At 40.9% G+C, this 26,503-nt stretch carries 23 protein-coding genes and 1 pseudogene; 3 read left to right on the top strand and 21 right to left on the bottom strand.

The features are described from left to right. Nucleotides 1–337 (bottom strand): annotated as a pseudogene (locus OCV88_RS01850) (replication initiation factor domain-containing protein); the annotation flags it as partial. A 547-nt stretch (nucleotides 338–884) separates the two neighbouring features. On the opposite strand from OCV88_RS01850, the gene OCV88_RS01845 reads away from it, so the two are divergent. Beyond that, nucleotides 885–1,556, top strand: coding sequence for a helix-turn-helix domain-containing protein (locus tag OCV88_RS01845; protein WP_008393244.1), 672 nt, complete (start codon nucleotides 885–887; stop codon nucleotides 1,554–1,556). A gap of 369 nt (nucleotides 1,557–1,925) precedes the next feature. Next, nucleotides 1,926–2,540, top strand: a complete 615-nt coding sequence (locus OCV88_RS01840) for a helix-turn-helix domain-containing protein (protein WP_008393242.1) — start codon at nucleotides 1,926–1,928, stop codon at nucleotides 2,538–2,540. Nucleotides 2,541–2,742: 202 nt separating this feature from the next. Here OCV88_RS01840 and OCV88_RS01835 read toward each other — a convergent pair whose 3' ends face one another. The 13 genes from OCV88_RS01835 to OCV88_RS01775 all read right to left on the bottom strand — a co-directional run bounded on the left by OCV88_RS01835 (nucleotide 2,743) and on the right by OCV88_RS01775 (nucleotide 15,825). Next, nucleotides 2,743–2,946 carry a hypothetical protein gene (locus tag OCV88_RS01835; RefSeq protein ID WP_158423929.1) on the bottom strand — a complete coding sequence of 68 codons (204 nt, stop codon included), beginning with the start codon at nucleotides 2,944–2,946 and terminating at the stop codon, nucleotides 2,743–2,745. 162 nt (nucleotides 2,947–3,108) lie between these two features. Beyond that, the gene (locus OCV88_RS01830; protein WP_262590594.1) at nucleotides 3,109–4,134 is read right to left on the bottom strand and encodes a zinc-dependent alcohol dehydrogenase; all 1,026 of its coding nucleotides are present in this window, start codon (nucleotides 4,132–4,134) and stop codon (nucleotides 3,109–3,111) included. A 32-nt stretch (nucleotides 4,135–4,166) separates the two neighbouring features. Beyond that, nucleotides 4,167–4,808, bottom strand: coding sequence for an RpiB/LacA/LacB family sugar-phosphate isomerase (locus tag OCV88_RS01825; RefSeq protein ID WP_158423927.1), 642 nt, complete (start codon nucleotides 4,806–4,808; stop codon nucleotides 4,167–4,169). A gap of 10 nt (nucleotides 4,809–4,818) precedes the next feature. After that, nucleotides 4,819–5,430 (bottom strand): GDSL-type esterase/lipase family protein, encoded by a 612-nt coding sequence (locus OCV88_RS01820; protein ID WP_262590593.1) that lies wholly within the window; start codon nucleotides 5,428–5,430, stop codon nucleotides 4,819–4,821. Nucleotides 5,431–5,461: 31 nt separating this feature from the next. Continuing rightward, nucleotides 5,462–6,841, bottom strand: a complete 1,380-nt coding sequence (lpdA, locus tag OCV88_RS01815) for a dihydrolipoyl dehydrogenase (RefSeq protein ID WP_262590592.1) — start codon at nucleotides 6,839–6,841, stop codon at nucleotides 5,462–5,464. Between the two features lie 22 nt (nucleotides 6,842–6,863). After that, on the bottom strand, nucleotides 6,864–8,219 hold the full coding sequence (locus tag OCV88_RS01810) for a dihydrolipoamide acetyltransferase family protein (protein ID WP_158423924.1): 1,356 nt from the start codon (nucleotides 8,217–8,219) through the stop codon (nucleotides 6,864–6,866). 92 nt (nucleotides 8,220–8,311) lie between these two features. Continuing rightward, nucleotides 8,312–9,286, bottom strand: a complete 975-nt coding sequence (locus OCV88_RS01805) for an alpha-ketoacid dehydrogenase subunit beta (protein WP_158423923.1) — start codon at nucleotides 9,284–9,286, stop codon at nucleotides 8,312–8,314. 24 nt (nucleotides 9,287–9,310) lie between these two features. Next, nucleotides 9,311–10,267, bottom strand: a complete 957-nt coding sequence (locus OCV88_RS01800; protein WP_158423922.1) for a thiamine pyrophosphate-dependent dehydrogenase E1 component subunit alpha — start codon at nucleotides 10,265–10,267, stop codon at nucleotides 9,311–9,313. Between the two features lie 31 nt (nucleotides 10,268–10,298). After that, on the bottom strand, nucleotides 10,299–10,637 hold the full coding sequence (locus tag OCV88_RS01795) for a cupin domain-containing protein (protein ID WP_158423921.1): 339 nt from the start codon (nucleotides 10,635–10,637) through the stop codon (nucleotides 10,299–10,301). Nucleotides 10,638–10,738: 101 nt separating this feature from the next. After that, nucleotides 10,739–11,704 (bottom strand): ABC transporter permease, encoded by a 966-nt coding sequence (locus OCV88_RS01790; protein ID WP_158423920.1) that lies wholly within the window; start codon nucleotides 11,702–11,704, stop codon nucleotides 10,739–10,741. Then, entirely contained in the window at nucleotides 11,704–13,209 is a 1,506-nt protein-coding gene (locus OCV88_RS01785) for a sugar ABC transporter ATP-binding protein (protein ID WP_158423919.1), read from the bottom strand. The genes OCV88_RS01790 and OCV88_RS01785 overlap by 1 nt, the downstream gene beginning before the upstream one ends. Then, complete coding sequence (locus OCV88_RS01780) at nucleotides 13,209–14,180, bottom strand: ABC transporter permease (RefSeq protein WP_158423918.1); 972 nt, start codon at nucleotides 14,178–14,180, stop codon at nucleotides 13,209–13,211. Before OCV88_RS01780 ends, OCV88_RS01785 begins: the two co-directional genes overlap by 1 nt. Before the next feature lie 484 nt (nucleotides 14,181–14,664). Next, nucleotides 14,665–15,825, bottom strand: a complete 1,161-nt coding sequence (locus tag OCV88_RS01775) for a sugar ABC transporter substrate-binding protein (protein WP_158423917.1) — start codon at nucleotides 15,823–15,825, stop codon at nucleotides 14,665–14,667. A 390-nt stretch (nucleotides 15,826–16,215) separates the two neighbouring features. Between OCV88_RS01775 and OCV88_RS01770 the strand changes: the two genes are divergently transcribed. Beyond that, the gene (locus OCV88_RS01770; RefSeq protein WP_158423916.1) at nucleotides 16,216–17,754 is read left to right on the top strand and encodes a sigma-54 interaction domain-containing protein; all 1,539 of its coding nucleotides are present in this window, start codon (nucleotides 16,216–16,218) and stop codon (nucleotides 17,752–17,754) included. Nucleotides 17,755–18,148: 394 nt separating this feature from the next. Here the strand turns inward: OCV88_RS01770 and OCV88_RS01765 are convergent, their stop codons facing one another. From OCV88_RS01765 to argH, 7 genes are all read right to left on the bottom strand, one after another. Then, nucleotides 18,149–18,730, bottom strand: coding sequence for a type III toxin-antitoxin system ToxN/AbiQ family toxin (locus OCV88_RS01765; RefSeq protein ID WP_158423915.1), 582 nt, complete (start codon nucleotides 18,728–18,730; stop codon nucleotides 18,149–18,151). A gap of 346 nt (nucleotides 18,731–19,076) precedes the next feature. Further along, nucleotides 19,077–20,087, bottom strand: coding sequence for a GGGtGRT protein (locus tag OCV88_RS01760; protein WP_158423914.1), 1,011 nt, complete (start codon nucleotides 20,085–20,087; stop codon nucleotides 19,077–19,079). A gap of 6 nt (nucleotides 20,088–20,093) precedes the next feature. Next, nucleotides 20,094–20,786 carry an iron-sulfur cluster assembly scaffold protein gene (locus tag OCV88_RS01755; RefSeq protein WP_158423913.1) on the bottom strand — a complete coding sequence of 231 codons (693 nt, stop codon included), beginning with the start codon at nucleotides 20,784–20,786 and terminating at the stop codon, nucleotides 20,094–20,096. Nucleotides 20,787–20,897: 111 nt separating this feature from the next. After that, a complete protein-coding gene (locus tag OCV88_RS01750) occupies nucleotides 20,898–21,563 on the bottom strand; it encodes an LbetaH domain-containing protein (RefSeq protein WP_158423912.1) in 666 nt (221 codons plus the stop codon). Between the two features lie 3 nt (nucleotides 21,564–21,566). Continuing rightward, a complete protein-coding gene (locus tag OCV88_RS01745) occupies nucleotides 21,567–23,744 on the bottom strand; it encodes a DNA topoisomerase (protein WP_158423911.1) in 2,178 nt (725 codons plus the stop codon). Between the two features lie 172 nt (nucleotides 23,745–23,916). Beyond that, complete coding sequence (gene asd / locus OCV88_RS01740) at nucleotides 23,917–25,002, bottom strand: aspartate-semialdehyde dehydrogenase (protein ID WP_158423910.1); 1,086 nt, start codon at nucleotides 25,000–25,002, stop codon at nucleotides 23,917–23,919. 122 nt (nucleotides 25,003–25,124) lie between these two features. Then, on the bottom strand, nucleotides 25,125–26,498 hold the full coding sequence (gene argH, locus OCV88_RS01735; protein WP_158423909.1) for an argininosuccinate lyase: 1,374 nt from the start codon (nucleotides 26,496–26,498) through the stop codon (nucleotides 25,125–25,127). Nucleotides 26,499–26,503 lie beyond the last annotated feature (5 nt).

Here is a 26,503-nt window from a genome sequence, read left to right as displayed (position 1 = left end):
TTATCTGCTCTATGGTAAAGAATGGCTTTTCGTTCTTATCATCAATGGCAATATCAAGTCTTGTAAAATGGAAGTTATCCAGTCCGTATCTTCGCTCACAACGTCGGAACATATCTCCAAAGGTACAATTCCTACTATCGAGAATACGGAAAATATCATCACAACCTCTGCCAGTCATAACAAGATAACAGCCTAGCCCCTGTGGGTTGTCCTCTGTCTTTCTTGCGTCCCCCGATACATAAATATCTCCAATCTGCCAGCGTGCTTGATAAGTCTTGAATTTTATCGTTGCTGGATAAACATTGAAAATGTCAGTCGGTAAACCTAAAATGTGCATGATTACATCTTCAGCGGTTGCAGTATCAAATACAATGCTGATGTAATCAATCTTAACGGATAAATTTTTGTGTGTAGTTATAGTGCATTACTCCTTTCGTACTTCCCGTTTTTTTGCGGGGTAAAAATCGTGTTTTGTCCTTTATTTATCACAGTTTCTAGGTACTATGACATGTATGCGCAGGGCGGTGTTACATATACGCCCTTTATGAACGCCTAAAGGCGTTCCCTTTCTTCCTGTGTCTGATCCGTTCTTAACGCTCACGAGCCTTGTAAGACTCGTGGCTAAACGGAACAGCCCCAGTCAGAAACCTTATTTTCGGTCTGATAGTCCATGCTTATTCATGCTATCAAAATGAAAATACATCTTTTCTATGCTTACTCAAGCGTGTGATTGACCCTAGCGTGCTTAATCACCCTATCTAATACGATAATAACGCCATTAGAATTACTTGTCAAGAAGTTTTGATTGACTTTTTAATAAATATTAAGTATGATATGCTTATAAACACCGAGAAAAGCAACGAAAGGAGCGGTTATACTAAGTTATGGAACATTACGAAAAGAAAATCAGTTTCTTAGGAGAGAATATACAGACCATAAGAAAACACAGAGGAATGAAACAACAGGAACTTGCGGATAAAATCGGTATCAATATGCAGAGCCTTTCCAAGATTGAACGGGGTGTGAATTATCCTACCTTTGACACATTAGAAAAGATAATGGACGTGCTGGGAGTAACGCCCAATGAATTATTATCAGGAGAATGGAAGTATATTGACCACACCGAACCATATATCATGGATATTATCAAACGGGAACAGGACTTCAATGTTTCCTTAGATTATTTGTCTGAAAATGAATTTTTCAATGATGAAAAAGAATGCAGATTTTACATGGAAACCAAACTCATACAGTATATCCATAACTACATTACCAATGAGGTTACGGAGTTAGAAGAACTTATGGAAATCAAGCAGTTGATACAACGTCAAAAAATAGAACGCATGATGAAAGTACATAAGGAAATGCGAGGGTTAGACCGATACAGAGAACAGCCCAAAGAGTATAAATACCATGACCCTTATGATGACTGGATATTCCGTCAACTTGCGGACATAGACAGCAGAAATAACATTCCCGACACTTCGCCACAGTTAGATTTTGATGAAACGGACTATGAAGATTATCTGAAAGAGAAATGGAACAGAGGTCTTTAATTTTCCTCTTGAATGAAAGATACAGCAAACAAAAAGCCCAGTAAAGAGTGCAAAGCACCACCAATGGTGGCAAGGCTCTTGACAGGGCTTTTTCTTTTCTGTGGTTGGTAATCAAGAGGAAGAAAGAAAAAGTGTGTATTTTTCAAGACAGAAAAATGTCAAGGGGGGTGTGCTGATTTTTGTTGTGGCGGATATATGGAACTGTTATAATATGGATATGTTTAAATTACGTTATAAGCAAGAATATTCTGCTGATTTGTCAAAAAACATCATTGCAACTGCCAGTTGACATATTTCCATATCTAAATGGTGGCTATGCAACTGATAATATTGCTAAAATTACACCATGAAAGAAAGGAGTGTTAGCTAATGAATATGGCAGACAGAATACAATATTTAAGGAAATCAAAAGGAATATCACAAGAGGAACTTGCGGATAAAGTTGGAGTTTCAAGGCAGGCTGTTTCCAAATGGGAAAGTGAACAAAGTACGCCTGACTTAGAAAAAATAATTATAATGAGTGATTTTTTTGGAGTAACAACTGACTATATCCTAAAGGGAATTGAACCAGTAGCAGACAAAGAACAAAAAAATAAAGAGCTTACGAGTAAGGTACTTTATATATCATCAACAGCTTTTGTTGCTATTGGGCTGTTTTGTGCATTTGGTAATTGGTATGCAGAACAAACAATGGAAGCAGTTTGGGGTTCAATGATTATTCAAGCTATAGGGATTGTTGGATATTTTATAGCGAGAATACTATCGGAAGAAAAATCCCCCTTTTATGTAAATTGGCTTAATATAATCGGAGTTGCTTTTATGCCTATTTCTATGATTACAGGATATATTTCAGGATTGGTTTTCAAACTAGAAGGGTGGATTGCACCTTATCCGATAGGAATATTTCATACTTTAGTTTTCGTGTTAGTATTCTTTGTAGTTGTGATTGCAAGCTATATTATTCTAAAGAAACAAACAAAATAGTGATTACCTTTATTTTGCAAAAGCAGTTAGTCTTAGGATTGACTGCTTATTAATAAAAGACACCACTTCAATGTGTCAATGGTGTCTTTTTAGTGCTATTTTATCGTCATATCAAGGCTCGTTCAATCGTGGTATATTCGTGGTAAAATGAGTGTTTTTCTATACTTCGAAATGCTTGAAAGTGTAATATTTATAGGGATAATCAAAAATCAGATATAAAGTTTATTGATAAATATACTTCATAAATTTTCTTTTTCCAATGTTTCCATCGAATCTGATCTAAACTCCCCTCCTCTAAACATTCTAGCACAGAATATCCATCTACCTGTTCATCCAGAGAAAGTGATTCTATAAATTCCAATATCAAATTTTTACCGGATGCTGCCTGATAATAATGAAGTTCCATATATTTTCCTTCTTCCCTTTTAATTTACAACATATTTATTGTATTGTAAACACTTTTATTAAAAGGCAGTTCAGAATATGTAATATGCAGGAATATGGAATAGAAATGTAACTGTCTTACAGCAGTTCTTGTTCCTAAATATTATCACTTTATACTCTATCGTCAGGGAATTAAAAATATCTTATTCCCTTCTTTTTTCTGAAACATCTCAAACCCTTTTTTCCATTCTGATAATGGCAGCCGCTGGCTTACCAGTTCTTCCAGCTGCAGGTTATCCTGTTGGTATAATTTCAAAAGTTTTTCCCAGGTTGAATGGGCTGTGGCAAAGGTTCCGTGAAACTCAATTTCTTTCCTGCAGATCGTATCCATGTCAACAGAAATATTCTTTCCGAACATTCCCACCTGAGTATAACGCCCCTGCTTGCGGATCAGTTCCAGCGCTCCGGCCATGGCCCCTGCGCTTCCTGAACACTCAAGTACCACATCCACGCCCTGCTCTGTACAGGAAGCAACAATTTCCTTTAAAGTATCCGGCTGATCTGCTGTCTGGTCCGCTCCCTGTTTTTTTGCAAGCTTTAGCCTCTCTTTATCCAGTCCGGTACCGGACACAATCACATAGGCCCCGCACAGTTTTGCAAGCTGTGCGCAGAGCAGCCCAATGACCCCCGGCCCTGTTACAAGCACCTTATCTCCCGGTCCGATTTTTGTCTGTTCCAAAACTCCCCGGACACAGCAGGCAAGAGGTTCGCTCAAAGCCGGAATATCCTTTCCTTTCATAGATTCCGGAACAACCATTGCATGGTCATAAGGAGCTGTCACATATTCTGCCATTCCTCCGTTTAAATTCACACCAATGGACTGTTTTTCGCTGCAGAATACATAATCCCCCTTCATGCAATAATGGCAGTGCCCGCACCCGATAATATTATGTACAATCACCTGATCTCCTATGGAAAATCCTTTAACGTCTTTGCCCATTTTCTCTACTATCCCGGTAAATTCATGGCCTAAAACTACCGGAACACTGTGGGGATAAGCATCTTCCATAATATGAATATCTGTGCCGCAGATTCCTGCCGCCATAACTTTAATCAGCAGCTCCCGGCTTTCCGGCTCCGGTTTTGGGATATCACACAGCACAATTCCATCCATCCCTCTGCCTGCTTCTTTTTTCATTAAAGCTTTCATTTTATATTCCTCACCTTCTGGTTTTTCAGATTTTAAGCCAGCGCTTTTTTTACTGCCGCAAGAATTTCCGGACATTTGCAGTCTGCCTCAAACAGTTCCAGACGTTTTCCTGCAAAAGCCTCCCGGATCATTTCTTTTACATCGGCGTCTTTACTGGAAAGAATTTCTTCCAGACTGTGATGAGAAGCAGCTTTTAATTTATTCAGCAGAGCCGCGTTTCTCTGCTCAGATGCTGCCGCATGCTCCGGATATCCGCCTCCCGGCTCTTTGGCAAACAATTTTTCAAAAACATACTCCAGATTGATTTCGGCGCCCCAGCCCCAGCCTTTTGCAAATGGAAGAGACATGCAGTTTCCGCCGTTTACCTGAGTGAAAAGGTAAGAATCCGCAGGATCCACAACAAATCCGCAGCATACCCCCGGCATAGCATTGGCTGCCAGCATTGCCCCCTCTCCGGTTCCGCAGCCGGTAATCACAAAGTCTGCTGCTCCTGAATTTAGAATTGCAGCCGTTAAGACCGCATTCTGATTGTAAGTCTGTCTATGGTCTTCCATATCAAACTGTCCATAATTCACCACCGTATGTCCATTTGCTTGGGCAGCCTTCTTTAATGTCTGATAAACGATCTCATTTCTCTCACAGGTACTCCATTCCATTACTAATGCAATTTTCATTTTTCTTCTCCTATTTTCTTATCATTCTTTCATCTAATACCATTCTTTGTTCATCTGCAATAATATCTGCAATCAGCCGGTGCCCCTGCCGGTTTGGGTGTACACCGTCAAAAAAATAATCCTGAATCCGGCCCTGAGTACGTTTTTTAAACCGGTCATATAAATTGATAAACGGCACCTGAAATACCCGGCAGAATTCCTCCATCCAGATAGACATCTGAAACAATTTCTGATCCACTTCACAAAAGTCTGAAATCTGCTTCCAGTCCGGACGGATGTGCGCCGTATCACCGGAAATTTCCGCACAGGCAATCACGTTTATTTTTGCAGCATAGGCCTGATGAACCATCGCCATAAGATTTGATTTTACAACGCTGATATCACATCCCATAATCAGATCGTTAGATCCGCCCATAATCAATACTGTGTCCGGCATTTCTGCCAATACCTCTCTGTGAAATCTTGCCAGCATTCCTCCGGAAGTATCACCGCTGATTCCCCGATTAATCACCTGACGAAAGCTTCTTTTATTTAAAAGCTCCACCCAGTTATCCTCTACAGGAACACCAAGCCCGTAAGTAAGACTGTCCCCGATACAGATCATCTTCTTTTCTTTCATCATTTTTTTGTTCTGTGCCCTTAATCCTTCTTTCCTACATTGCATGAACCGCTTTATCATAAGCAGACATAAACGCTTCCATCACTGCTTCCGAAACGGTAGGATGAGGATGTACTGCATGGAGCACTTCTTCCGCCGAAGCTTCCAGATTCATAGCCGCAGACACCTCCGCAATCATATCTGTGGCATGTACACAAAACATATGAACCCCCAGGATTTCATTTAGGTCTCCATCTAAAATAACTTTGATCATACCTCCCGTTTCACCTTCAATCAGCGATTTTCCATTGGCAGACATAGGGAATTTTCCAACCTTTATATTTTCGTACTTCTCCTCTGCCTGCTTTTGGGTAAGGCCGATGGAGGCAATTTCCGGCTCTATATAGATACAGGAAGGAATTGCATCATAACTCATCACTGCCGGTTCTCCCAGAATATTTTCAACAGCTGTAATCCCTTCATGACTGGCTGTATGAGCCAGCATAGAAGTCCCGTTTACATCTCCAATGGCAAATATATTCTCTACACTGGTACGCATATGCTCATCGGTTCGAATTGCTTTTTTATCAAAAGCAATCCCAATTCCTTTTGCATTTAATTCTCCGGTATAAGGAACTCTTCCCACTGCCATCAGTGTCATTTCAGCGTTTACTGCTTCTTCTGTGCCATTTTTTTCAAAAATGACATTTGTATCTTTTATCTTTTTCACTTTTGCCCCTGTATGGAAGACGACTCCTGCTTTTTCCAGAGATTTTCTGGCCAGCTTTGAAATATCCTCATCTACCATGGGAAGAATCTGTTCCATCAGCTCCACAACTGTTACCTTTGTTCCAAGATGCGCATAGATATACGCAAATTCAATTCCGATAACACCTCCGCCGATAATAACCATACTCTCCGGAATTTCCTGCAGGGAAAGCGCTTCTGTGCTGGTAATGATTCTGGTATCTCCCTCATACGCTATAAAGCCCGGCATTAATGTTTCCGAACCGGTGGCAATGATGAAATATCCGGCAGTCACGCTCTGTTCCTTTATCTGCACTGTATGTGCATCCGCAAACCGGGCCGTTCCGGATAAAATCGTCACTTTGTTTCCTTTCAGCAGTGCATTCACGCCCCCTGTCAGCTGTCTGACAATTCCCTGTTTTCTTTTCTGAAGCTTTTCCATAGAAACAGTAACCTTTGACAGGTCAATTCCTTCAATGGCAAAATCCGCTGAGCGCAGAATTTCTTCATAGACATTTACTGTTTTTACAAGAGCTTTTGTGGGAATGCAGCCTACATTCAGACAGGTTCCGCCTAAGCTTTCCTTTTCTATAATGGCCGTCTTTTTGCCGGCCTGGGCGGCTTTTATGGCCGCCACATATCCTCCCGGTCCGCCGCCGATTACTACCACATCATAATCGTAACTCACTGATATATTCACCTCCTGTCTGCTACATCAGAATTTTTAATGGATTTTCCAGCAGTTCCTTCATATAGCCTACAAACTGCGCAGCCAGCAGACCGTCGATCAATCTGTGGTCCACCGACAGCTGAATATTCATCATGGGACGGATTTCTATTTTGTCCTCTCCGTCTTTCTCCACAACCACCGGAGTTTTTCTCACGGAACTGACCGAAAGAATTGCCGCTTCCGGAGGATTAATAATTGCTGTAAAATTATCAATTCCAAACATTCCCAGATTTGAAATAGAAAAAGTTCCGCCTGTATATTCTTCCGGTTTTAAGTGACCTTCTTTTGCCCGGTCCACCAGATCTCTGTTTTCTTCCGAAACTTTTGTCAGGGATTTCTCCTGTACATTTTTAATTACCGGAACAACCAGTCCATTGTCCCCTGCCACGGCCACGCCAATATTAGTGCTTTCATAAGTAACGATATTTCCATCAACCAGAGAAGTATTAATACCCGGGAATTTTACAAGGGCCTTGCCTGCCGCATAAACCAGCAGATCTGAAACTGTAATTTTGCGCTCGGATACCTGATTCATCTCTTTTCTGAAAGCAGTCATATTGGTGGTATCCACTGCATCGGTAAAATACAAATGCGGTGCAGTAAATTTACTTTCTGCCAGCTTATCTCCGATAATTTTGCGGACGCCTTTATAGGGAACTGCAGACAGCACTTTTTTCTCAGATGTATCTTCTGTATAGGCCTGATGTTCGGCGGCTCTTTTTACGTCCTCTTTCATAATTTTTCCGTTTACACCAGTACCCTCTACTGCCAGGAGATCAACTCCGGATTTTTCTGCAAGTTTTCTTGCCAGTGGAGAGGCTTTGATATCTTTTGCAGTGATTCCTCCCTGATATCCGGTTCCGGTAATCTTGGCAATAGACACCGGATCCAGGCTTTCATCCAAAATCAGCTTTCTTGCTTTTGGCGTCAGTTTTAAGTCTTTGATGTCTGTTTCTGATACACCGCTCTGGCACTGCGCCTCTGACTGGGGCTCTTTTTTGTTTTCTTCTGCTTTCCCATCTGCTGATGACTCATCTACCCTGCCGTCTAAAGAAGCAGTTGCCACTCCCTGTGCCAAAACAGCATCCGGATCCTCGCCTTCCTGTCCCACCACAGCTACCGGTGTAAATACCTCAACAGTCTCTCCTTCTTCCACCAGAATTTTTAATACCACTCCGTCGCTGGTAGCTTCAATGGGCATTGTTGTTTTATCCGTATTGATCTCAAAGAACAGTTCTCCCTTTGCGATGGGATCTCCGGCTTTTTTATGCCAGCTTACCAGTTCTCCCTCATCCATATTAAAACCTAACTTCGGCATAATAATAACTTCTGCCATAATTTCCTCCTTCTTCTGACCCTTTTATATCAGATGTGAGATGACTCCCGCCTAATATACGCTCTCGCGAGACTTGAATCTCATTTGATTTCTTATCCAAGAATTTCCTTTACCGCTGCCTTGATAGATTTTAAATCCGGAATTAACGGAAACTCCAGCGCCGGACTGAATGGAAGAGGCACATCTGCCAGACCAAGACGCATAATCGGGGCTTCCAGATCATAAAATGCATCTTTCTGAACGCGAAGCGCGATTTCTCCGCTGATTCCAAAACTTTCATGCCCTTCATCTATAATCAGCAGTTTTCCTGTTTTTCTCACAGATTTTAGAATCGTATCCATATCCAGCGGCACGATGGTCCGCGGATCAATAACTTCTATACTCTTTCCTTCTTTTGCATATGCTTCCGCCGCTTTCACGGCATGATTTACCATTGTGGAAGTAGCTACAATGGTAAGATCCGTTCCTTCTCTTACTACATTTGCCTGGCCGAAGGGAATCAGATATTCTCCCTCTGGAACTTCAAAGTTCTGGGTATACTGCAGTTTATGTTCTATAAAAATAACTGGACTGTTATCACGAATGGCTGTTTTTAATAATCCCTTTGCATCTGCTGCATTAGAAGGCATAACAACTTTAAGTCCCGGAATATGTGCAAAAAATGCATGAAGATTCTGAGAATGCTGAGCTGCTGAAGAACGGCCGGCGCCCATTGTGGTCCTTATTACCATAGGAAGTTTTGTCTGTCCGCCGGACATATAAATAATTTTTGCTGCCTGATTGCAGATCTGATCCATACACACCAAGGCAAAGTCATTAAACATCAGTTCCGGCACCGGACGCATACCTGCAATTGCCATACCGACACTCATACCGATAAATCCGGACTCACTGATTGGCGTATCTTTACATCTTAAATCTCCGTATTTTTCTCTCAATCCCGCAGTACATTTAAAGGTACCGTCATTAACCCCTACATCCTCACCTAAAATTACAACATTTTCGTCCCGTGCCATCTCTTCATCCAGCCCTTCGCGAATGGCATCTCTGTACATGATTGTTCTCATATTATGTTTCCTCCTGCAGCCTGATTAATCTGAAAATACATCCGTATATGCTTCGCTGACATCTGCATACGGGCTTTCTTCTGCAAATTTGCATGCTTCTTCGATTTCTTTGTCAATATCATTTTTGATTTTCTGAATTTCTTCTGTTGTCAATAATCCCAGTTTTTCCAGGTTTAAAATCGGCTCTTTCTTTTTCCACTCTTCCAGTGCTCCCTGTGGTCTGTAAGCAGCCGGATCCCCTACATGATGTCCCTGCCACCGGTAAGTCTTGCACTCAACAATTGTGGGTCCCTTTCCTTCTCTTGCACGTTCTGCCCCGCGTTTTACTGTCTCATACACCTTAAACACATCATTTCCGTCAATGGTAACACCTTCTATCCCGTAACCCACTGCACGTTTCGCCAGATCATGTTCTTTCGTTACCCGGTGGATATCCACGGAAATACCAAAGGAATTATTCTCAATAATATATACAATAGGCAGATCCCAGGCAGCCGCCATATTAATGCTTTCATGGAATGTTCCCTGATTTGAAGCCGAATCCCCAAGAAAACACAAAACAACCTGACCACTGTTTCTGTATTTCGCCGCATAAGCAGCACCGGTTGCAATGGGAATCTCTCCTCCTACAATACCATTGGCCCCGAGAATTCCTTTATCCATAGCAATAATATGCATAGAGCCGCCTTTTCCTTTGGAATACCCGGTAGCCTTACCTAAAATCTCTGCCATCATACGTTTTGTATCAGCTCCTCTTGCCACCAGATGACCGTGGCCCCTGTGAGTACTTCCGATATAATCCTTTTCTTCCACCGCCGCACAGGCTCCGGCGGCAATGGCTTCTTCTCCCAGATACAAATGCGCCAGTCCCGGCATCAGACCTCTTTTATAAAATTCAAATACCTCTTCCTCAAATCTTCGGATTCGATACATAGATGTATAAAATTCCCTGGCCAACTGCTTCTTTTCTTCTGCTTTCATTTTAAAACACCCTCCTTCTATCATCTGCCTTTTATTTCGGCATACCTGCAATCACTAACATAGATGCAGGCATATTCGTTTCATTGATCATTGCTTTTTTCTCTCCGATATTAAAATGAACGGAATCGTACTTCTGCAGCTTACAGGTTCCCTCTTCTGTAACCAGCGTAAGCTCCCCTTCCAGTACAAAATAAATCAGCTCCACACCTGCCTTTAGAAAATCTGTTTTTCCTGCCGGCAGAAAATGGGAAACACCCAGGGTGAAATCCTGGCAATTGCTGGTGTCTGCTCCCTGGAGCCGCAGACAGCGCATATCATAATGTCCTGTTGTGGGGTACTCTTTTGCATCACTGACTTTCATTATCTTCATGGTTCTTCCTCCTCGTCTTATATAGCCATAAGCGATGCTGCTTATTACTGTAATTTTTTCTTTCTCATTACTATGAAGCAATATCCATACTAGTTTTTCTTTTATGCATGTTCCAGCTTCGCTGCTTCTTCGGCACTCTTTTTCTGAGATACATTATTAAAACGAACGGTAATACACAAAATAACAATCAGCAGAATCCCTTCCACTGCTTCCGCAATGGTACTAGAAACCTGACATACTGTTAAACCATTCTCAATTACAATAATGGTAATGGAACCAAGCAGCACTTTATAAAGCTTAGCGGAAAATCCTCCGCTTACCAGTACTCCTCCCAGGAAAATGGCCATCTGAATTCTCATTTCCATCATATTGCAGAGTGTATTTGTGGAACCGCCTACTTTGCACAGCTGGATAAATCCGAAAATTCCAGCCATACATCCGGATAAAGCAAAGCAGATCAAACGGATTTTATTAACATTGACACCAACAGACCGGACCGTTCTCTCATTTTCTCCAATGCATTTACAATAAAATCCGAACTTTGTATGTTCAAAGATAAAATAAATCAGCACAATCAAAATAATAAGAATCAAAAAACTAAACCAGAAACTTGTAACAAAGGATAATTCAGCAGGCGCATACACAAGCTCCAGCGTTAATACATAATTTAATAATCCTTTAATGGCAATTAAAAATGCCAGTGTCGTCATAAAAGAATCCATTTTAAATTTTGTTACAATAAATCCAATGAGCATTCCCATGGCTATACTAAGTACCAGTGCAAGTGGAATTAGAATCCACGGGCTGATCCTCCCTGCAAGCATAGCTGCAATGGTAGAACATAACGCCGCACTGGCTCCTACAGAAATATCGGTGCTTCCAAGGGCCACTACAAAAATAACACCAAGACTTCCGATGGCAACAGGCACTACCTGGCTGACCAGATTTTTTAGATTATAAGCGGTTATAGTATTGCCGTCAGAGGCAATTACAAAGATCAGAAAAATAACTGCCAGAGTTATCACAGGTATAATATCCAGTAAATTTACAGATTTAAGTTTTTTCATCAGATCATCACCTCTATCATTTCTTCTTCATTAAAGTGGGAACTCCGGGCAATTTTCTTTTTAATGCCTCCGTTTTTCATAACAATAATGTGATCGGACATACCCATTGCTTCTGTTAACTCATCGGTAATGAGAATCATAGAGATTCCCTTCTTTTTTGCTTCTTTCATACACTGATAAATATAAGATTTTACCCCTACATCAACACCTCTGGTGGGACAGTCAATAATAAGAAGCTGAAGATCCTTTAACAGCCACCGGCCCAGATTTACTTTTTGTTTATTACCGCCGCTTAAACCATTCATGTTCTGCAGAACACTGGTACATTTAATGTTAAATTCCGCTTTTGCATCCTCCGCCATTTTTTTCATATGGGATGCGCTGATATATCCCGCTTTTCCTCTGATCTGCTCCATGGAAGTGAGGCAGAGGTTTCTTAAGATTGTCGTTTTCATCATTAAAGCTTCGCCGTCTCTGTCCTTGGGCACATATGCCATTCTGTGATTTAAGGATACATTGGTACTGACAATTTCAACCTGGTCCGAATGAAGCATAATCTTTCCTTTTTCCGGTTTCATAAGCCCGTAAGCTGCCTGTCCGATATCATGTATCCCGGAATCACTTAAACCGCAGAACCCAAGGATCTCTCCTTTATGAACATCAAAGGACACGTCTTTTAATCCGCTTTCTGTGGAAACTTCTGAGAACGAAAAAATTACTTCATCTTCATAAATTTCTTCTTCATCACTGCGGTAATAGTCACCTTCAATATTTCTGCCTACCATACGCCGTTTCAGCTCATCCTCTGAAATTTCCCTGCTGTTTACTGTATCCAGAAGTTCTCCGTCTCTTAAAATTGAAATGGTATCAGTAATTCTTAAAGTTTCTTCCAGATCATGGGAAATCAAAATAATGCTCCGGTTCATTTCTTTAAATTTTTTCAGCAGCTGATAAACAATATTTCTGTTATCATGGGACAAAGACTGGGTGACTTCATCCAATATCAGAATATCCGGATCACTGGAAAGGGCCCGCACCAGCTCTATCATTTTTCGATTCTCAACATTCATGCCTCCGGCCAGAGAACGGAAATTCATTTTGGGCAGTCCCCATTTTTCCAGTTCCGCATTTGCTGCCTGATATACTTTTTTCAGGCTCAGATATCCAAATTTTGTAAACTGTCCTGTTTTTCCAAGAAACGCATTGACCCCTGCCGGCAGATCTGCAATCAAACCAAGCTCCTGTACTACAATGGCGATTTTATGGTCTCCCGCATCAATGGGGTTTTTTGGTGCATAAACTTCTCCGTCTTTATACATAGTTCCGGAATCGCTGTGATAAATCCCTGCGATCTGTGAAAGCAGTGTGGATTTTCCACATCCGTTTTCCCCTGACAAACCACGGATTTCTCCTTTATGCAGCTCCATACATATATTTTTATTGGCATGAGTAATGCCAAAACTTTTATTCAGGTTTTCTATTTTTAATACGCATTCTTTTTTCACTATTTTACAACCCCCTTTACATTCTTCTGTGCCAGGATGCCAAATACTACAACAATAACGCCAAGCAGTGTTTCCTGGAATGTTCCGGAAGGCACTCCCAGCAGCGTCAGTACATTAAATACAAGAACAATCAAAAATGTTCCGATTGGAATCGCTGCAATTCTGTTTATGTATTTGGAAAGGGCTTTTGCAAGCAGCACAGCCGCCAGAGGCTGAAACGTGGTAGAAAGACTAGAAAGACCGCTCTGGGCATTTACAAAGCTTGCATAACTTTCCTTGATAATACCTGCATATCCAAAAAAGAATCCGGATACCAGACCTCCGAGAATTAAAGCCTTTGAAACACGAATTCCCATAACAGACGCCACATCCTCATTACAGCCTGCAGCCCGCATATTAATTCCAAGGGTTGTGTGGTTATACAGAATATAAGCTGCCACCAGTCCGATTATCAGCATAATATAGATTCCCGGCTGCTGCCCCAAAAAGCGCTTATCGTCTTCCAAAACAACTACTTTTAATCCCTGTGCTGCACGAACACTGGAATAATATCCTACAATCGCTTCATAAACCATGGTCATGCCCAGTCCCGCAATCCATGGGGGAATCTTTGTTACTCTGTAAATCGTAAAGTTTAAAAGACCGCATCCCATACCAAGCAGAATACTGCCGATAATCATAGGGACGACTCCGAACTGATTTCCAAGCACACCGGCTGCGGTAGCTGTGAGAATTACCAGTGCACCCGGAGAAAGGTCCGTAACATTACATGCAAACAAAAATGTGAATCCCAGAGCAATCATCGTTGGGACGGTTGCCGAACTGATCATAATCTTGATATTTGAAACTGACAGCAGCTTCCCTTCTGTAATAATGTTTAAAATCACCAGAGCGGCAATGATGACTATCAGGACCGCAATCGCTTTTGTATAAGCTTTTAAACTTCTTGCAGAGATTTCCTTTTCTTTCATTTTGTATATCCTCCGTTTTCCATTTACCTTCTCTTCTTACTTTCCTTTTTCGAACAGATTATATACAGATACCAGTCTGACAAAATTGTTTCCTTTTCACCTCCATATCATGACTGTACACACTTTTATATCTGTCTCTATTCCTGATCTCTGCTCTTATATTAAGCAATTTCTATGCCATTTTTCAGATCAGGACAGGTTTAAGTCTCGCTCTTGCGAGACTTGGTGCAGCGTATATCAGATGTGGAATTGGCTGTTCAAAGGCTCATAAATCAAAGCAGAGGAAAAATACAAGAAGAACATTCCAGATTTTTTTCTTTTATTTCTAAGTTCTTCAGACCGTCAGTTTTTTTTCGCTGGTATTTTTTGCATGACTGCTTTTTCTCTTTTCCATTTTGCAAAAACCTGGCGTCCACCTGCGAAAAAGGCGGCAGACCATTTTCATGTCTGCCGCCTTTTTTGCTGCTGTAAATGCAGTAATATTTTATTTTACTCCTACTTTTTCATAAACAGATGTTTCATAATTTTTCAGAAATTCATCATAATAATCATAATCTACATCCGGATTATTTCTGTACAGTAAATTCTGATATTCTTCTGCTGTAATTGTTTCGGTACCGTGATCCTTCAGGAATCCATAAAACTGATCTGCTGTCTCTTTTGTAATAACATACTGAGATTTTTCTCCAAAATATGGCGGATTTCCATCTTTATCCAAAATCGGATGCCCGTCCAGATAATTTATCAGTAATGGCAGAGCCAGAGCGCCACATACCCCTTCACCGCCTGTAACCGCTTCCACTTTACCTTCTTTGATCAGAGTGCACACATCCGGACTGGCATTGGAACCATATATTTTACAATCCTTCACAGAAGCAGAATCCAATACTGTTGCCGCCGCTGTAATATAATCTTCTCCAGCTCCGTAAATACAATCAACATCCGGATATGCAGTTACAAGATCACTTGTTTTTGTAACACCTTCTGAAGGATCGGCTGAATGAGCAACCGCATGTACGGTTCCACCTCCTGCTTCAAAGGTCTCTGTAAATCCGTCAATTCGTCTGTCATGGGCATAATCGCCGGCTGCTCCTGCTGAAATAACCGCTGTCTTACATCCGTCATCTAAAGCCATCTGAGCCATACGTTCCCCTTCCTCTGTGGGACTGTAAATAACCATTCCACAATAATTGGGATTTTCAGAAATCTTTTTCATATCCTCGTCTGTAGGACTGCAGGCGTAAAATACATACGGTGTATTAGCATCCTCACAGATCTTTGCCGCTGTGGGGAACAATGTTTCCGAAATTCCCAGGAAAGCCACGCCGTCCGGCTGCATGGCAAGCTGGCTTTGCAGCTGAGTAATTACTTTATCCACGGTAAATTCATTATCCGTAATGTTTAATTCCATTCCTGTGGCATTGCAGGCTGCCTGTTCATTCTGTACCATCATATCCAGAGGATATGCTCCGGCTCCAAAATTGTTTGTTACAAATAAGTAGGAATCTTTCGAGTCTTTTTTCTCTGCAGATTTTTCTCCTTTGGCAGAAGTATTTGTGTCTTTTTCATTTCCACATCCTCCAAGTACCATTGTTCCAAGCAACGCGCCTGCCAGCAGCATGCTTACAATTTTTCGCTTCTTCATATTTCTTCTCCTTTTTCATTTTATCATTTATTTAATTCTTACGAATTAGATACTTTATTTAAAAGCAATTATCATGCCAACAAAAATCTCACAAAATCTTCCTCTTTTTTTCAAATATTACAGATTATTTTTGCATTTCTGCAAGTTTCATTTGCATTTCTGTCTGATCTGTCTCTTACAATCTTTCCCCCTGAACCTCTGTGCCATCCTAATCTTTGACTTGCACATTTCTTTTTTTCTTTCTATAATATTTTTAGTCATCTTTTGACTAAAGTGCACAGATAAATATTTACAAACTCTGTTCTGCTGTCTTCCAAAAAATCTTCCGTATGCAGGTTTTACAGCAGAATATTTATAAATATCCAAAGATGGAGAAATGAGGGAACTTTTATGACAGACCGGCAAATTATGCTGAACGCAGAACAGCAAACCAATGAATTAATCAACCTGTTATCTGTTGACAGACCTGTCAATCGGATGGACATACGTCAAAAACTGGTGGAAATCAGAAATCACATTCATAAGGTGACAACCAGTGCCATTGATTATCAGGTCATTGTAGATAATCTGGATGATAATATTCTGATTACAGATGCAGATGAACGGGTTTTATATATTAATCCTGCCTATGAACAGCACACCGGGATTCCCAAAGAGGAAATTATCGGTCAGACTGTCACGGAAATTTTAAAAACAAAAAAATATTTCACAGTAGCTACCGTTCCGGATGTCATTAAACGAAAAGAAAAGGTAATGAAGCTTTCTAATATGTCAGCCAAAAAGAATCCTGGAATCGTTATCGGCGTTCCGATTTTTGATCCACAGAATAATCTTCAATATGTAGTAGCCAGCAACCGGGGACTTTCTACTTTTGTAAATCTACGGGAAAATTTTGACCATTTTGTGCACTCTCTCAACGATCTGCAGCAGGACACGGATGCAGTTCAGATTTATGAAAGCTCCAGCAGCGTACCGCAGGAACATACCATGATTGGAAATGGTGTGGAAATGCAGAAAATACACCATTTTATAAAAAATGTCGGAATGACGGATGCTACTGTTTTAATTACCGGAGAATCCGGAACAGGTAAAGAATTAATTGCAGATGCGATTTATAAAAACAGCAGACGTTCGCAGAAACCCTTTATAAAAATCAATTGTTCTTCCATTCCTGCCAGCCTGCTGGAATCAGAGCTGTTCGGCTACGAAAAAGGGGCATTTTCCGGTGCCAGCGCCCAGGGTAAAAAGGGACTGTTTGAAGCGGCCAATACAGGAACGCTTCTTCTGGATGAAATCGGCGATATGCCTATGGATCTTCAGGCGAAACTGCTCCGGGCAATCCAGAGCAGTGAGATCACCCGCGTAGGAGGAACCGCCCCCATCAAACTTAATATCCGCCTGATTGCATCTACCAACTGTAATTTAAAAGAAAAAATTGCAAATGGAACCTTTCGAAGTGATTTGTATTACCGGCTGCATGTTATTCCTATCAGTGTACCCCCTCTTCGGGACAGAAAGGAAGATATTCCTCTTTTGTGCCGGCACTATCTGAATATTTTTTCCGAAAAATATAACCGGCCGGTCTCTTTGTCAGAGGAAAATCTGGATACACTCACCAACTATTCCTGGCCCGGCAATATCAGAGAACTGAGAAATATTATGGAATATCTGGCAGTCTGCTGTGCAGATTCTCCCCAGATTGAAAACTCCTTTTTGTACAGTATCTTTGATATGGAAACGGATAACGCTTACCTTGAGCTGAATCAGAATATGACCTTAAACGAAGCTGTTTCTACTTATGAAAAAGAATTTTTAAAAAATACCATCAAGGATGTAAAAAATCTAAAAGAGGCAAGCCAGATTTTAAATGTAGATATTTCTACTGTCTCCAGAAAATTAAAACAATATGGTCTCTCTATCAAACATTAATAAAAGCTGTCTTTTTTCCCGTTTTTTAAAAATTATAAACTGGCACGAATATTGCTGTAAAATACTTGGCAGACATTTCTAATATATAAAGACCTGTGCCTCTCTCCTATATGATTGTGCTTAAAGTTTACCTCCTTACATAATTTTTTCAAAAATCAGGTACAGGCTCTTGGTCCTTTAAAGGACACAAACAAGCTCCCTTCCAGGTGACAGGCTTTTATTATTTTACCTGTCCGCCCGGAAGGGAGCTTATCATATAATCAAAAACACATTTTTATTCTGCTGTTACTTTAGAATTGCAACTTCCTCAACGAAAACAAGACACCTTTTTAAACAAATATTTTTAGCCCAAATATGTAGGAATAAAATATAAATAATCTACACTTAACCACTTTCATCTATTTGTAAAATTCTTGCCTTGTAACCATTCCTTCATTACATTTTCACAACAAGAAAAATCGCAATATTTATGTCTAACAATCTGTGTTTCTTTTTGATGTTTATAAATTTTTTCTGCTCTTTTTAATATCTTATCTTTTATCGTCAAGCAGAAAGCATATTCTTTTTCAAATAAATCTTTATATCGCTCATCGCTCAAGTCCTTAAACACAATTCTTTCATAAGCATTATCCGGAACCGGTATCATTTTCTTCATATCCAGCACAGACATCACATGCATCTTCTTTTCATCTGAATATGCTTTATATACATCACTTGGAATATTTATAGATTTATCTATGATTTCATATATCAAAAAATGCTCATCACAACTATTTTTCCATTTTACATGTTTTTCTTTCGCAGAAGTTAGCGGAATGAAATATTTACAAATTGTCATATCTATTATAATACCGATAAACGGTTTTATCGCATTTCTATAAGATGCATTGTAATATACTTCCGAATGCTTACTATTTAAAAATTCCAGATAATCTGTGTCAATGGTATAAAAACCAAAGTTCTCAAATTCAGCCATATTTCTCCTTAAACAAAAAGTGGAGAAGATTTCTCTCCTCCACTAAACTTTAATGTTCCACCTTTGGGATATAGGTAGCGGGACACCTTCTTTAACGTTCCACCTTTACAATGGGTAGCGGGACACCCTCTTTAACATTATCTCTTTTCTTACTTCGAATATACATTAGTATATGTTCAAAGTCAATAAGTTTTACAAAATCATGACAAAATCGGTAAAAGCTTATCAAAAATAGTAAATATTCACCTTATAGGAATATCCTATAGAATTAATATAGGAATAACAACACTTTTTCACATTATCCCACTACTAACTATTGCAAAAAACGGCTTAAACACGCCATTTACTAGAATCTACCCTCTTTTGAAGCCATCTCAACAGCCACCGCTACTGCCACTGTTGCGCCTACCATCGGGTTATTTCCCATGCCGATCAGTCCCATCATTTCTACATGGGCCGGTACAGAAGAAGAACCTGCAAACTGAGCATCGGAATGCATACGGCCCATAGTATCTGTCATACCATAAGAAGCCGGTCCTGCCGCCATATTATCCGGATGAAGGGTACGGCCTGTACCACCGCCGGAGGCAACGGAAAAATACTGTTTTCCCTGCTCGATACATTCTTTTTTGTATGTACCTGCTACCGGATGCTGGAAACGTGTAGGGTTGGTGGAGTTGCCGGTAATAGATACGCCTACATTTTCGTGATGCATAATAGCAACGCCTTCTACAACATCATCTGCACCGTAACATTTTACAGAAGCTCTCAATCCTGTAGAATAAGATTTTTCATATACAACCTGAAGTTCATTTGCTTTGTAATCAAACTTTGTCTCTACAAAGGTAAAACCATTAATACGTGAAATAATCTGAGCCGCATCCTTTCCAAGACCGTTTAAGATAACCCGCAGTGGTTTCTGGCGTACTTTATTTGCTTTTTCTGCAATACCGATAGCACCTTCTGCTGCTGCAAAGGACTCATGTCCTGCCAGGAAACAGAAGCATTCTGTCTCTTCTTCCAGAAGCATTTTTCCAAGGTTTCCGTGTCCGATACCTACATTTCTGTGGTCTGCTACAGATCCCGGAATACAGAAGGCCTGCAGGCCTTCACCAATGGCCGCTGCTGCATCTGCCGCTTTCCGGCAGCCTTTTTTAATTGCAATAGCTGCACCTACGGTGTAAGCCCAGCACGCATTCTCAAAACAGATCGGCTGAATCTTTTTTACCTGCTCGTAAACATCCAGTCCAGCATCTTTTGTGATTTTTTCTGCTTCTTCAATAGAAGCAATTCCATAAGTATTTAAAACAGAATTGATTTTTTCAATTCTTCTTTCATATGATTCAAACAATGCCATCTTTAATTACTCCTTTCTTGGGTCAATGATTTTTACTGCGTCATCCACACGGCCATACTGACCTTTTGCTTTTTCCCAAGCAGTATTCGGATCATCACCATTTTTGATGAAATCAGTCATTTTTCCAAGGCTTACGAACTGATAACCGATTACTTCGTTATCTTCGTCAAGAGCAATGCCTGTGACATAACCTTCTGCCATTTCCAGATAACGGACACCTTTTTTCTTTGTGCCGTACATAGTTCCAACCTGAGAGCGGAGTCCTTTTCCCAGATCTTCCAGTCCGGCTCCTACCGGGAGGCCGTCATCAGAAAATGCACTCTGGGTACGTCCGTAAACAATCTGCAGGAATAATTCTCTCATCGCTGTGTTGATTGCATCACAGACAAGATCTGTGTTTAATGCCTCCAGGATTGTTTTTCCCTGTAATATTTCTGCTGCCATAGCTGCAGAATGTGTCATACCGGAACATCCGATTGTTTCAACTAATGCTTCTTCAATAATACCTTCTTTGACATTTAAGGTCAGCTTACAGGCTCCCTGCTGTGGAGCACACCAGCCTACGCCATGTGTTAAACCGGAAATGTCTTCAATTTTTTTGGAATGAACCCATTTACCCTCCTCTGGAATTGGAGCAGGTTCATGCTTTGCGCCTTTTGCAACAGGACACATTAATTCTACTTCTTTTGAATAAATCATTGTTGAACTCCTTTCTCTGTGTATGTTTATGGCTCTTGCCGTCATAACATTGTTATGTTTTTAACACAATCTCATTTTGCCATATTTTGCGCATTTCGTAAAGATATTTTATCAAATTTTTTCCACTATTTCATTCCTGTTTTTGTAGATAGAATTAGCAGGTACAACGCCTCTTACCATAGACAGCGGATAGATATTGGAATTGGGACAGACAACGGTTCCCGGATTTAATACACTGTTGCATCCCACCTCCACTTCATCTCCCAGCATTGCACCGAATTTCTTTCTGCCGGTTTCAATTTCTTTTGTTCCGTCTTTTACAACTACCAGCGTTTTGTCTGATTTCACATTGGAAGTAATAGATCCCGCCCCCATATGAGCTTTATACCCAAGAATGGAATCTCCCACATAATTGTAATGAGGAACCTGTACTTTATTAAATAAAATCACATTTTTAAGCTCTGTGGAATTCCCCACAACCGCCCCTTTTCCTATAATGGCAGAACCGCGGATAAATGCGCAGTGGCGCACCTGTGCCTCCTCATCAATAATCAGCGGAGCGCCAAGATAAGCAGTTTTGGCTGCTTTGGCAGATTTCGCCACCCATACATCCTCTTCTATCTGCTCATAAACTTCCGGGTCCAGCGTACGTCCAAGTTTTCTGATATAATCCGATAAACCGGCAAGAAGTTCCCAGGGATACTCTGCCGTCTTTAAATATTCTGCGGCAATGGTCTCTTTTAAGCAATACATATTTTCAATTCTGCACTGTTTCATATTTTATGTTACCTCTTCTTTTACTTCTTTTTCTGCTTTTTTCTTTTTACTTTCCGCTTCCGAATCCTTTCCGGTGTTCTCTTTTGTTTTTTTATCGGTTTTCTCTCCGGCCTTTTTTTGTCCTTTTGTTGTCCCGGAGGATTTTTTATAATGTACCGATGCATTTTTAAAAGCAGTATTTAAAAGACTCTGATTCCGAAGCCCCAGCACCCCGCTTGTTCTGGAACGGATAAAGTTCTCAAGTTTATCCATATACTCCTTGGGTGTAATACTTCCCTGGGCCACATAGTTTAAGCCCTTTTCCCAGCTGGCTGTCAGCTCCGGATTTAAAAGGGAACGAATGGAAGCGTTTACCACATCAAAAATCATTTCTCCCTGAAGAGTAGGGGTAATAATCTGCGTTTTTTTATTCAGATCTAAATATTTATTATTCACAAGTTTTTTTAAAATTTCAGCTCTGGTGGCGCTGGTGCCGATCCCGCAGCCTTTGATCTGGGCTCTCAGTTCCTCATCTTCAATAAGCTGTCCGGCATTTTCCATAGCCAGAATCATAGAACCTGAATTGTATCGTTTCGGAGGGGATGTCTCCCCCTCTTTGATGGTCAGCTCCTTCACAGGCAGGACAACGCCTTTTTTCAGAGCCATTACTTTTTCCAGAAGATCTGCGTCACAGACAGTTTCATCCGTATCCTCAGTTTTCCCCGGATCCTCACCTTTTTTCTTTGTCTCTTCCTCCGATTCTTTGTCAGGCCTTTTTTTCTTAAAGGAATAATCCATAACCTTCAAATAGCCCGGATCCAGCAGTACCTTAAAAGATGCAAAAAAGGATTCTGTCTGCATCTTTGTGCTGAAAGAAACTTTCTGATACACGGCCGGAGGATAAAACACTGCCAGAAACCGCCGGACAATTGTTTCATATACTTTTAAGGCCAGAGGGTTTAAAGAACGCATTGCACCAAGCCCCTGTCCGGTAGGTATGATCGCATAATGGTCGGTAATCATTTTATCGTTTACATACCGGGTTTTTGCAATATTTTTATAGCTTCCCTGCTCTAAAATCTCTTCGGCAAATGCTTTTACTGAATTTATGTTTTTCAGACCGCTGATATTCTTATATATTTCTTTTGCCACAGCCGACGAGAGCACTCTGGCATCTGTTCTTGGATAAGTCACAAGCTTTTTTTCATACAGCTCCTGCACCACCCTGAGTGTCTCATCCGGACTGATTTTAAAAATTTTAGAACAATTATTCTGGAGCTCTGCCAGATTATACAGCAGGGGCGGATTTTTTTTCTCTTTTTTCTTCTCCACACCGGCTACCGTACACTCCATGGGATCGGGCTCTGACAACATCCTGATCAGTTCTGCGGCATCTTTTTTCTCTTTAAAACCATTTTCCTTATAAAGCTTTGGAGACTGAAAGTACCTGGAGCCTTCTACTGCCTTCCATTCTCCTTCTATCTCCACCCCGTCTAACTCCATAGAATTTAATACCCGGTAAAAAGGGGTTTTTACAAAGTCCCGGATTTCACGCTCACGCCGGACAACCATCCCCAATACACAGGTCATCACCCGTCCTACAGATACCACAGCATATTTTTTATTCAAAAATGCGGCAATGGTATTTCCATATTTTAAGGTCAGAAGTCTGGAAAAATTAATTCCCATCAGATAATCTTCTTTGGCCCGCAGATATGCAGACTCTGACAGATTGTCATAATCTGATAAGTCCTTTGCCTCATGGATTCCCCTTAATATTTCCTCTTCTGTCTGAGAATCAATCCAGACCCGCCGGCGCGCCTTTCCCTTTACCCCTGCCATCTGCTCCACCAGACGGTAAATATATTCTCCTTCCCGCCCGGAGTCTGTACATACATAAATAGTAGAAACATCCCCACGATTTAAAAGATTGGATACAATTTGAAACTGTTTGCTGACTCCCGGAATAATTTCATATTTAAACTGTTCCGGTAAAAACGGAAGGGTGGAAAGGCTCCACCGCTTAAGTTTTTCATCATATACTTCCGGATAACTCATGGTCACCAGATGTCCCACGCACCAGGTCACAACGGCATGTTCTGATTCCATATAGCCGTCTTTTGTTTTCATTTCTTCCTTTAAAGCTTTTGCGAATTCCCTTGCCACACTTGGCTTTTCCGCTATGTATAAAGATTTTGCCATAATACTTCTTTCTATTGCAGCTTAATTTATTATTCTACACTCTTTTTCCTGCCAAATAAGAAATTTTCTACAGCATGAAAAAGAGCAGTACAGATCTTTTGAATCCATACTACTCTTTATTTTAGCAAACTTTTTCATGCAAAACAACCGCTGCATCATTTTTACTCAGGCTTTACTTTTTTGCAATATACCCTCTGGATTTTAAAAGTTCAGCGCACAGAATTGCTCCTCCTGCAGCTCCCCGGACCGTATTGTGGGACAGTCCCACAAATTTCCAGTCATAAACCGTGTCTTTGCGGAGACGGCCAATGCTGACGCCCATTCCGTTTTCATAATCCACATCCAGCTGAACCTGAGGACGGTTATCCTCCTCCATATACTGAATAAACTGTTTCGGCGCACTTGGAAGGTTCAGTTTCTGAGGTGCTCCCCGGAACGTTACAAGTTTTTCAATCAGTTCTTCTTTTGTAGGTTTCTTTCTGAATTTTACAAATACTGCTGCTGTATGCCCGTTTAATACCGGAACACGGATGCACTGGCAGGTGATAACCGGTGACTGGGCGGGAACAATGACACCGTCTTTGATCTCTCCCCAGAGACGAAGTGGTTCTTTCTCGCTTTTTTCTTCTTCTCCTCCGATATACGGAATAATATTTCCAAGCATTTCCGGCCAGTCCTTAAATGTCTTTCCGGCCCCTGAAATTGCCTGATATGTAGTTGCTACCACTTCATATGGCTCAAATTCCTTCCATGCTGTCAGAACCGGTGCGTAACTTTGAATGGAACAGTTTGGTTTTACCGCTACAAATCCCCGCTCCGTACCGAGACGTTTTTTCTGAAACTCGATTACTTCCATATGCTGGGGATTGATTTCAGGTACTACCATCGGTACATCCGGCGTCCATCTGTGGGCGCTGTTGTTGGACACAACAGGAGTCTCAGCCTTTGCATAAGCATCTTCGATTGCTCTGATCTCTTCTTTTGTCATATCTACAGCGCTGAATACAAAATCAACGCTTTCTGCAACTTTTTCCACTTCATTGACATTCATTACAACAATGTCTTTTACAGCTTCCGGCATTGGTCTTAACATTTTCCACCGGGAACCAATGGCATCCTCATACCGTTTTCCTGCGGAACGCTCACTTGCTGCAATGGTTGTCACCTCAAACCAGGGATGATTTTCCAGCAGCGAAATAAATCTCTGGCCTACCATACCGGTTCCGCCAAGAATACCAACTCTTAATTTATCACTCATATTAATATCTCCTTTTCTCTCCACTTTTATTATGAAACACACTTTTTATTTTATGTCCGTTTACCACGTACATTTGTCTTTCTGTTAAGAATACTAAAACAAATGGAAAGAAAATGCAAGCCTTATTTTAAATATTCTTTGCAAATTTCAATGACTTTTTTCATGGCATCCTCTCCCGGCGCCCCGATAGTCAGACGTTTATTGACACAGGTTTCCATGGAAATAGCGTCAAAAATGTCTTCTTCAAACACCGGGCTGATGGCTTTTAACTCCTCTAATGACATGTCATCAATGGCAATGTTTTTATCAATGCAGTAAAGTACAATCTGCCCCACAATACCATGTGCATCCCGAAAGGGCACCCCATGGTTTACCAGATAATCCGCCGCATCTGTGGCATTGGTAAATCCGTGGCGGGCGCTTTTACTCATAACTTCTTTATTAAATTTCATGGTTGCAATCATACCTGTAAACAGCGCAAGACATCCTTTCACTGTGTCAATAGCGTCAAAGGATAACTCTTTGTCTTCCTGCATGTCTTTATTATAAGCCAGAGGGATTCCTTTCATAGTAGTCAGAAGAGACATCAGGGCACCATATACACGGCCGGTTTTTCCTCTTACCAGCTCCGCAATATCCGGGTTTTTCTTTTGAGGCATAATACTACTTCCGGTACTGTATGCGTCATCCAGCTCCACAAACTGGTATTCATTGGAGTTCCAGATAATGATTTCCTCTGAAAAACGACTTAAATGCATCATAATCGTACTCATAGCCGATAAAAATTCAATGAGATAATCCCGGTCAGATACCCCGTCCATACTGTTTAATGTGGGGCCGTAAAATCCCATCAGCTGCGCTGTATAATCCCTGTCTAAAGGATACGTGGTTCCTGCCAGCGCGCCGGAGCCTAAGGGGCAGTAATTCATTCTTTCATAAATATCATGTAACCTTGACCTGTCCCGCTTAAACATTTCAAAATAAGCCCCCATATGGTGAGCCAGCGTAATTGGCTGAGCCTTCTGCAGATGGGTAAAGCCTGGCATAATGGTATCTGTATTTTCTTCCATGATTTTAAGGATCGCTTTTAACAGATCTTTTACCAGCTCATCCATTACAAGTACTTCCTGTCTTGTATAAAGGCGCATATCAAGAGCCACCTGATCATTCCGGCTCCGTCCGGTGTGAAGTTTCTTTCCGGTATCTCCCAGACGGTCAATCAGCTCTGCCTCCACAAAGCTGTGGATATCTTCATATTTATCTGAAATTTCCAGCTTGCCGCTTTCCACTTCTTCTGAAATTTCTTTCAGTGTTTTTACAATCTCCTGCATTTCTGCTTCTGTGAGAATCCCCTGCTTTCCAAGCATAAGCACATGGGCAATACTGCCTTCAATATCCTGTTTATAAAATTTCTGATCAAAAGAAATAGACGCGTTAAAGTTATAAACCAGCTGATCTGTTTCTTTTGTAAATCTTCCTCCCCATAACTGAGCCATTGTTT

The sequence above is a fragment of the Brotonthovivens ammoniilytica genome, from assembly GCF_025566885.1.
Lineage (GTDB): Bacteria > Bacillota > Clostridia > Lachnospirales > Lachnospiraceae > Brotonthovivens > Brotonthovivens ammoniilytica.
This window is presented reverse-complemented; position numbering and strand designations above follow the sequence as displayed.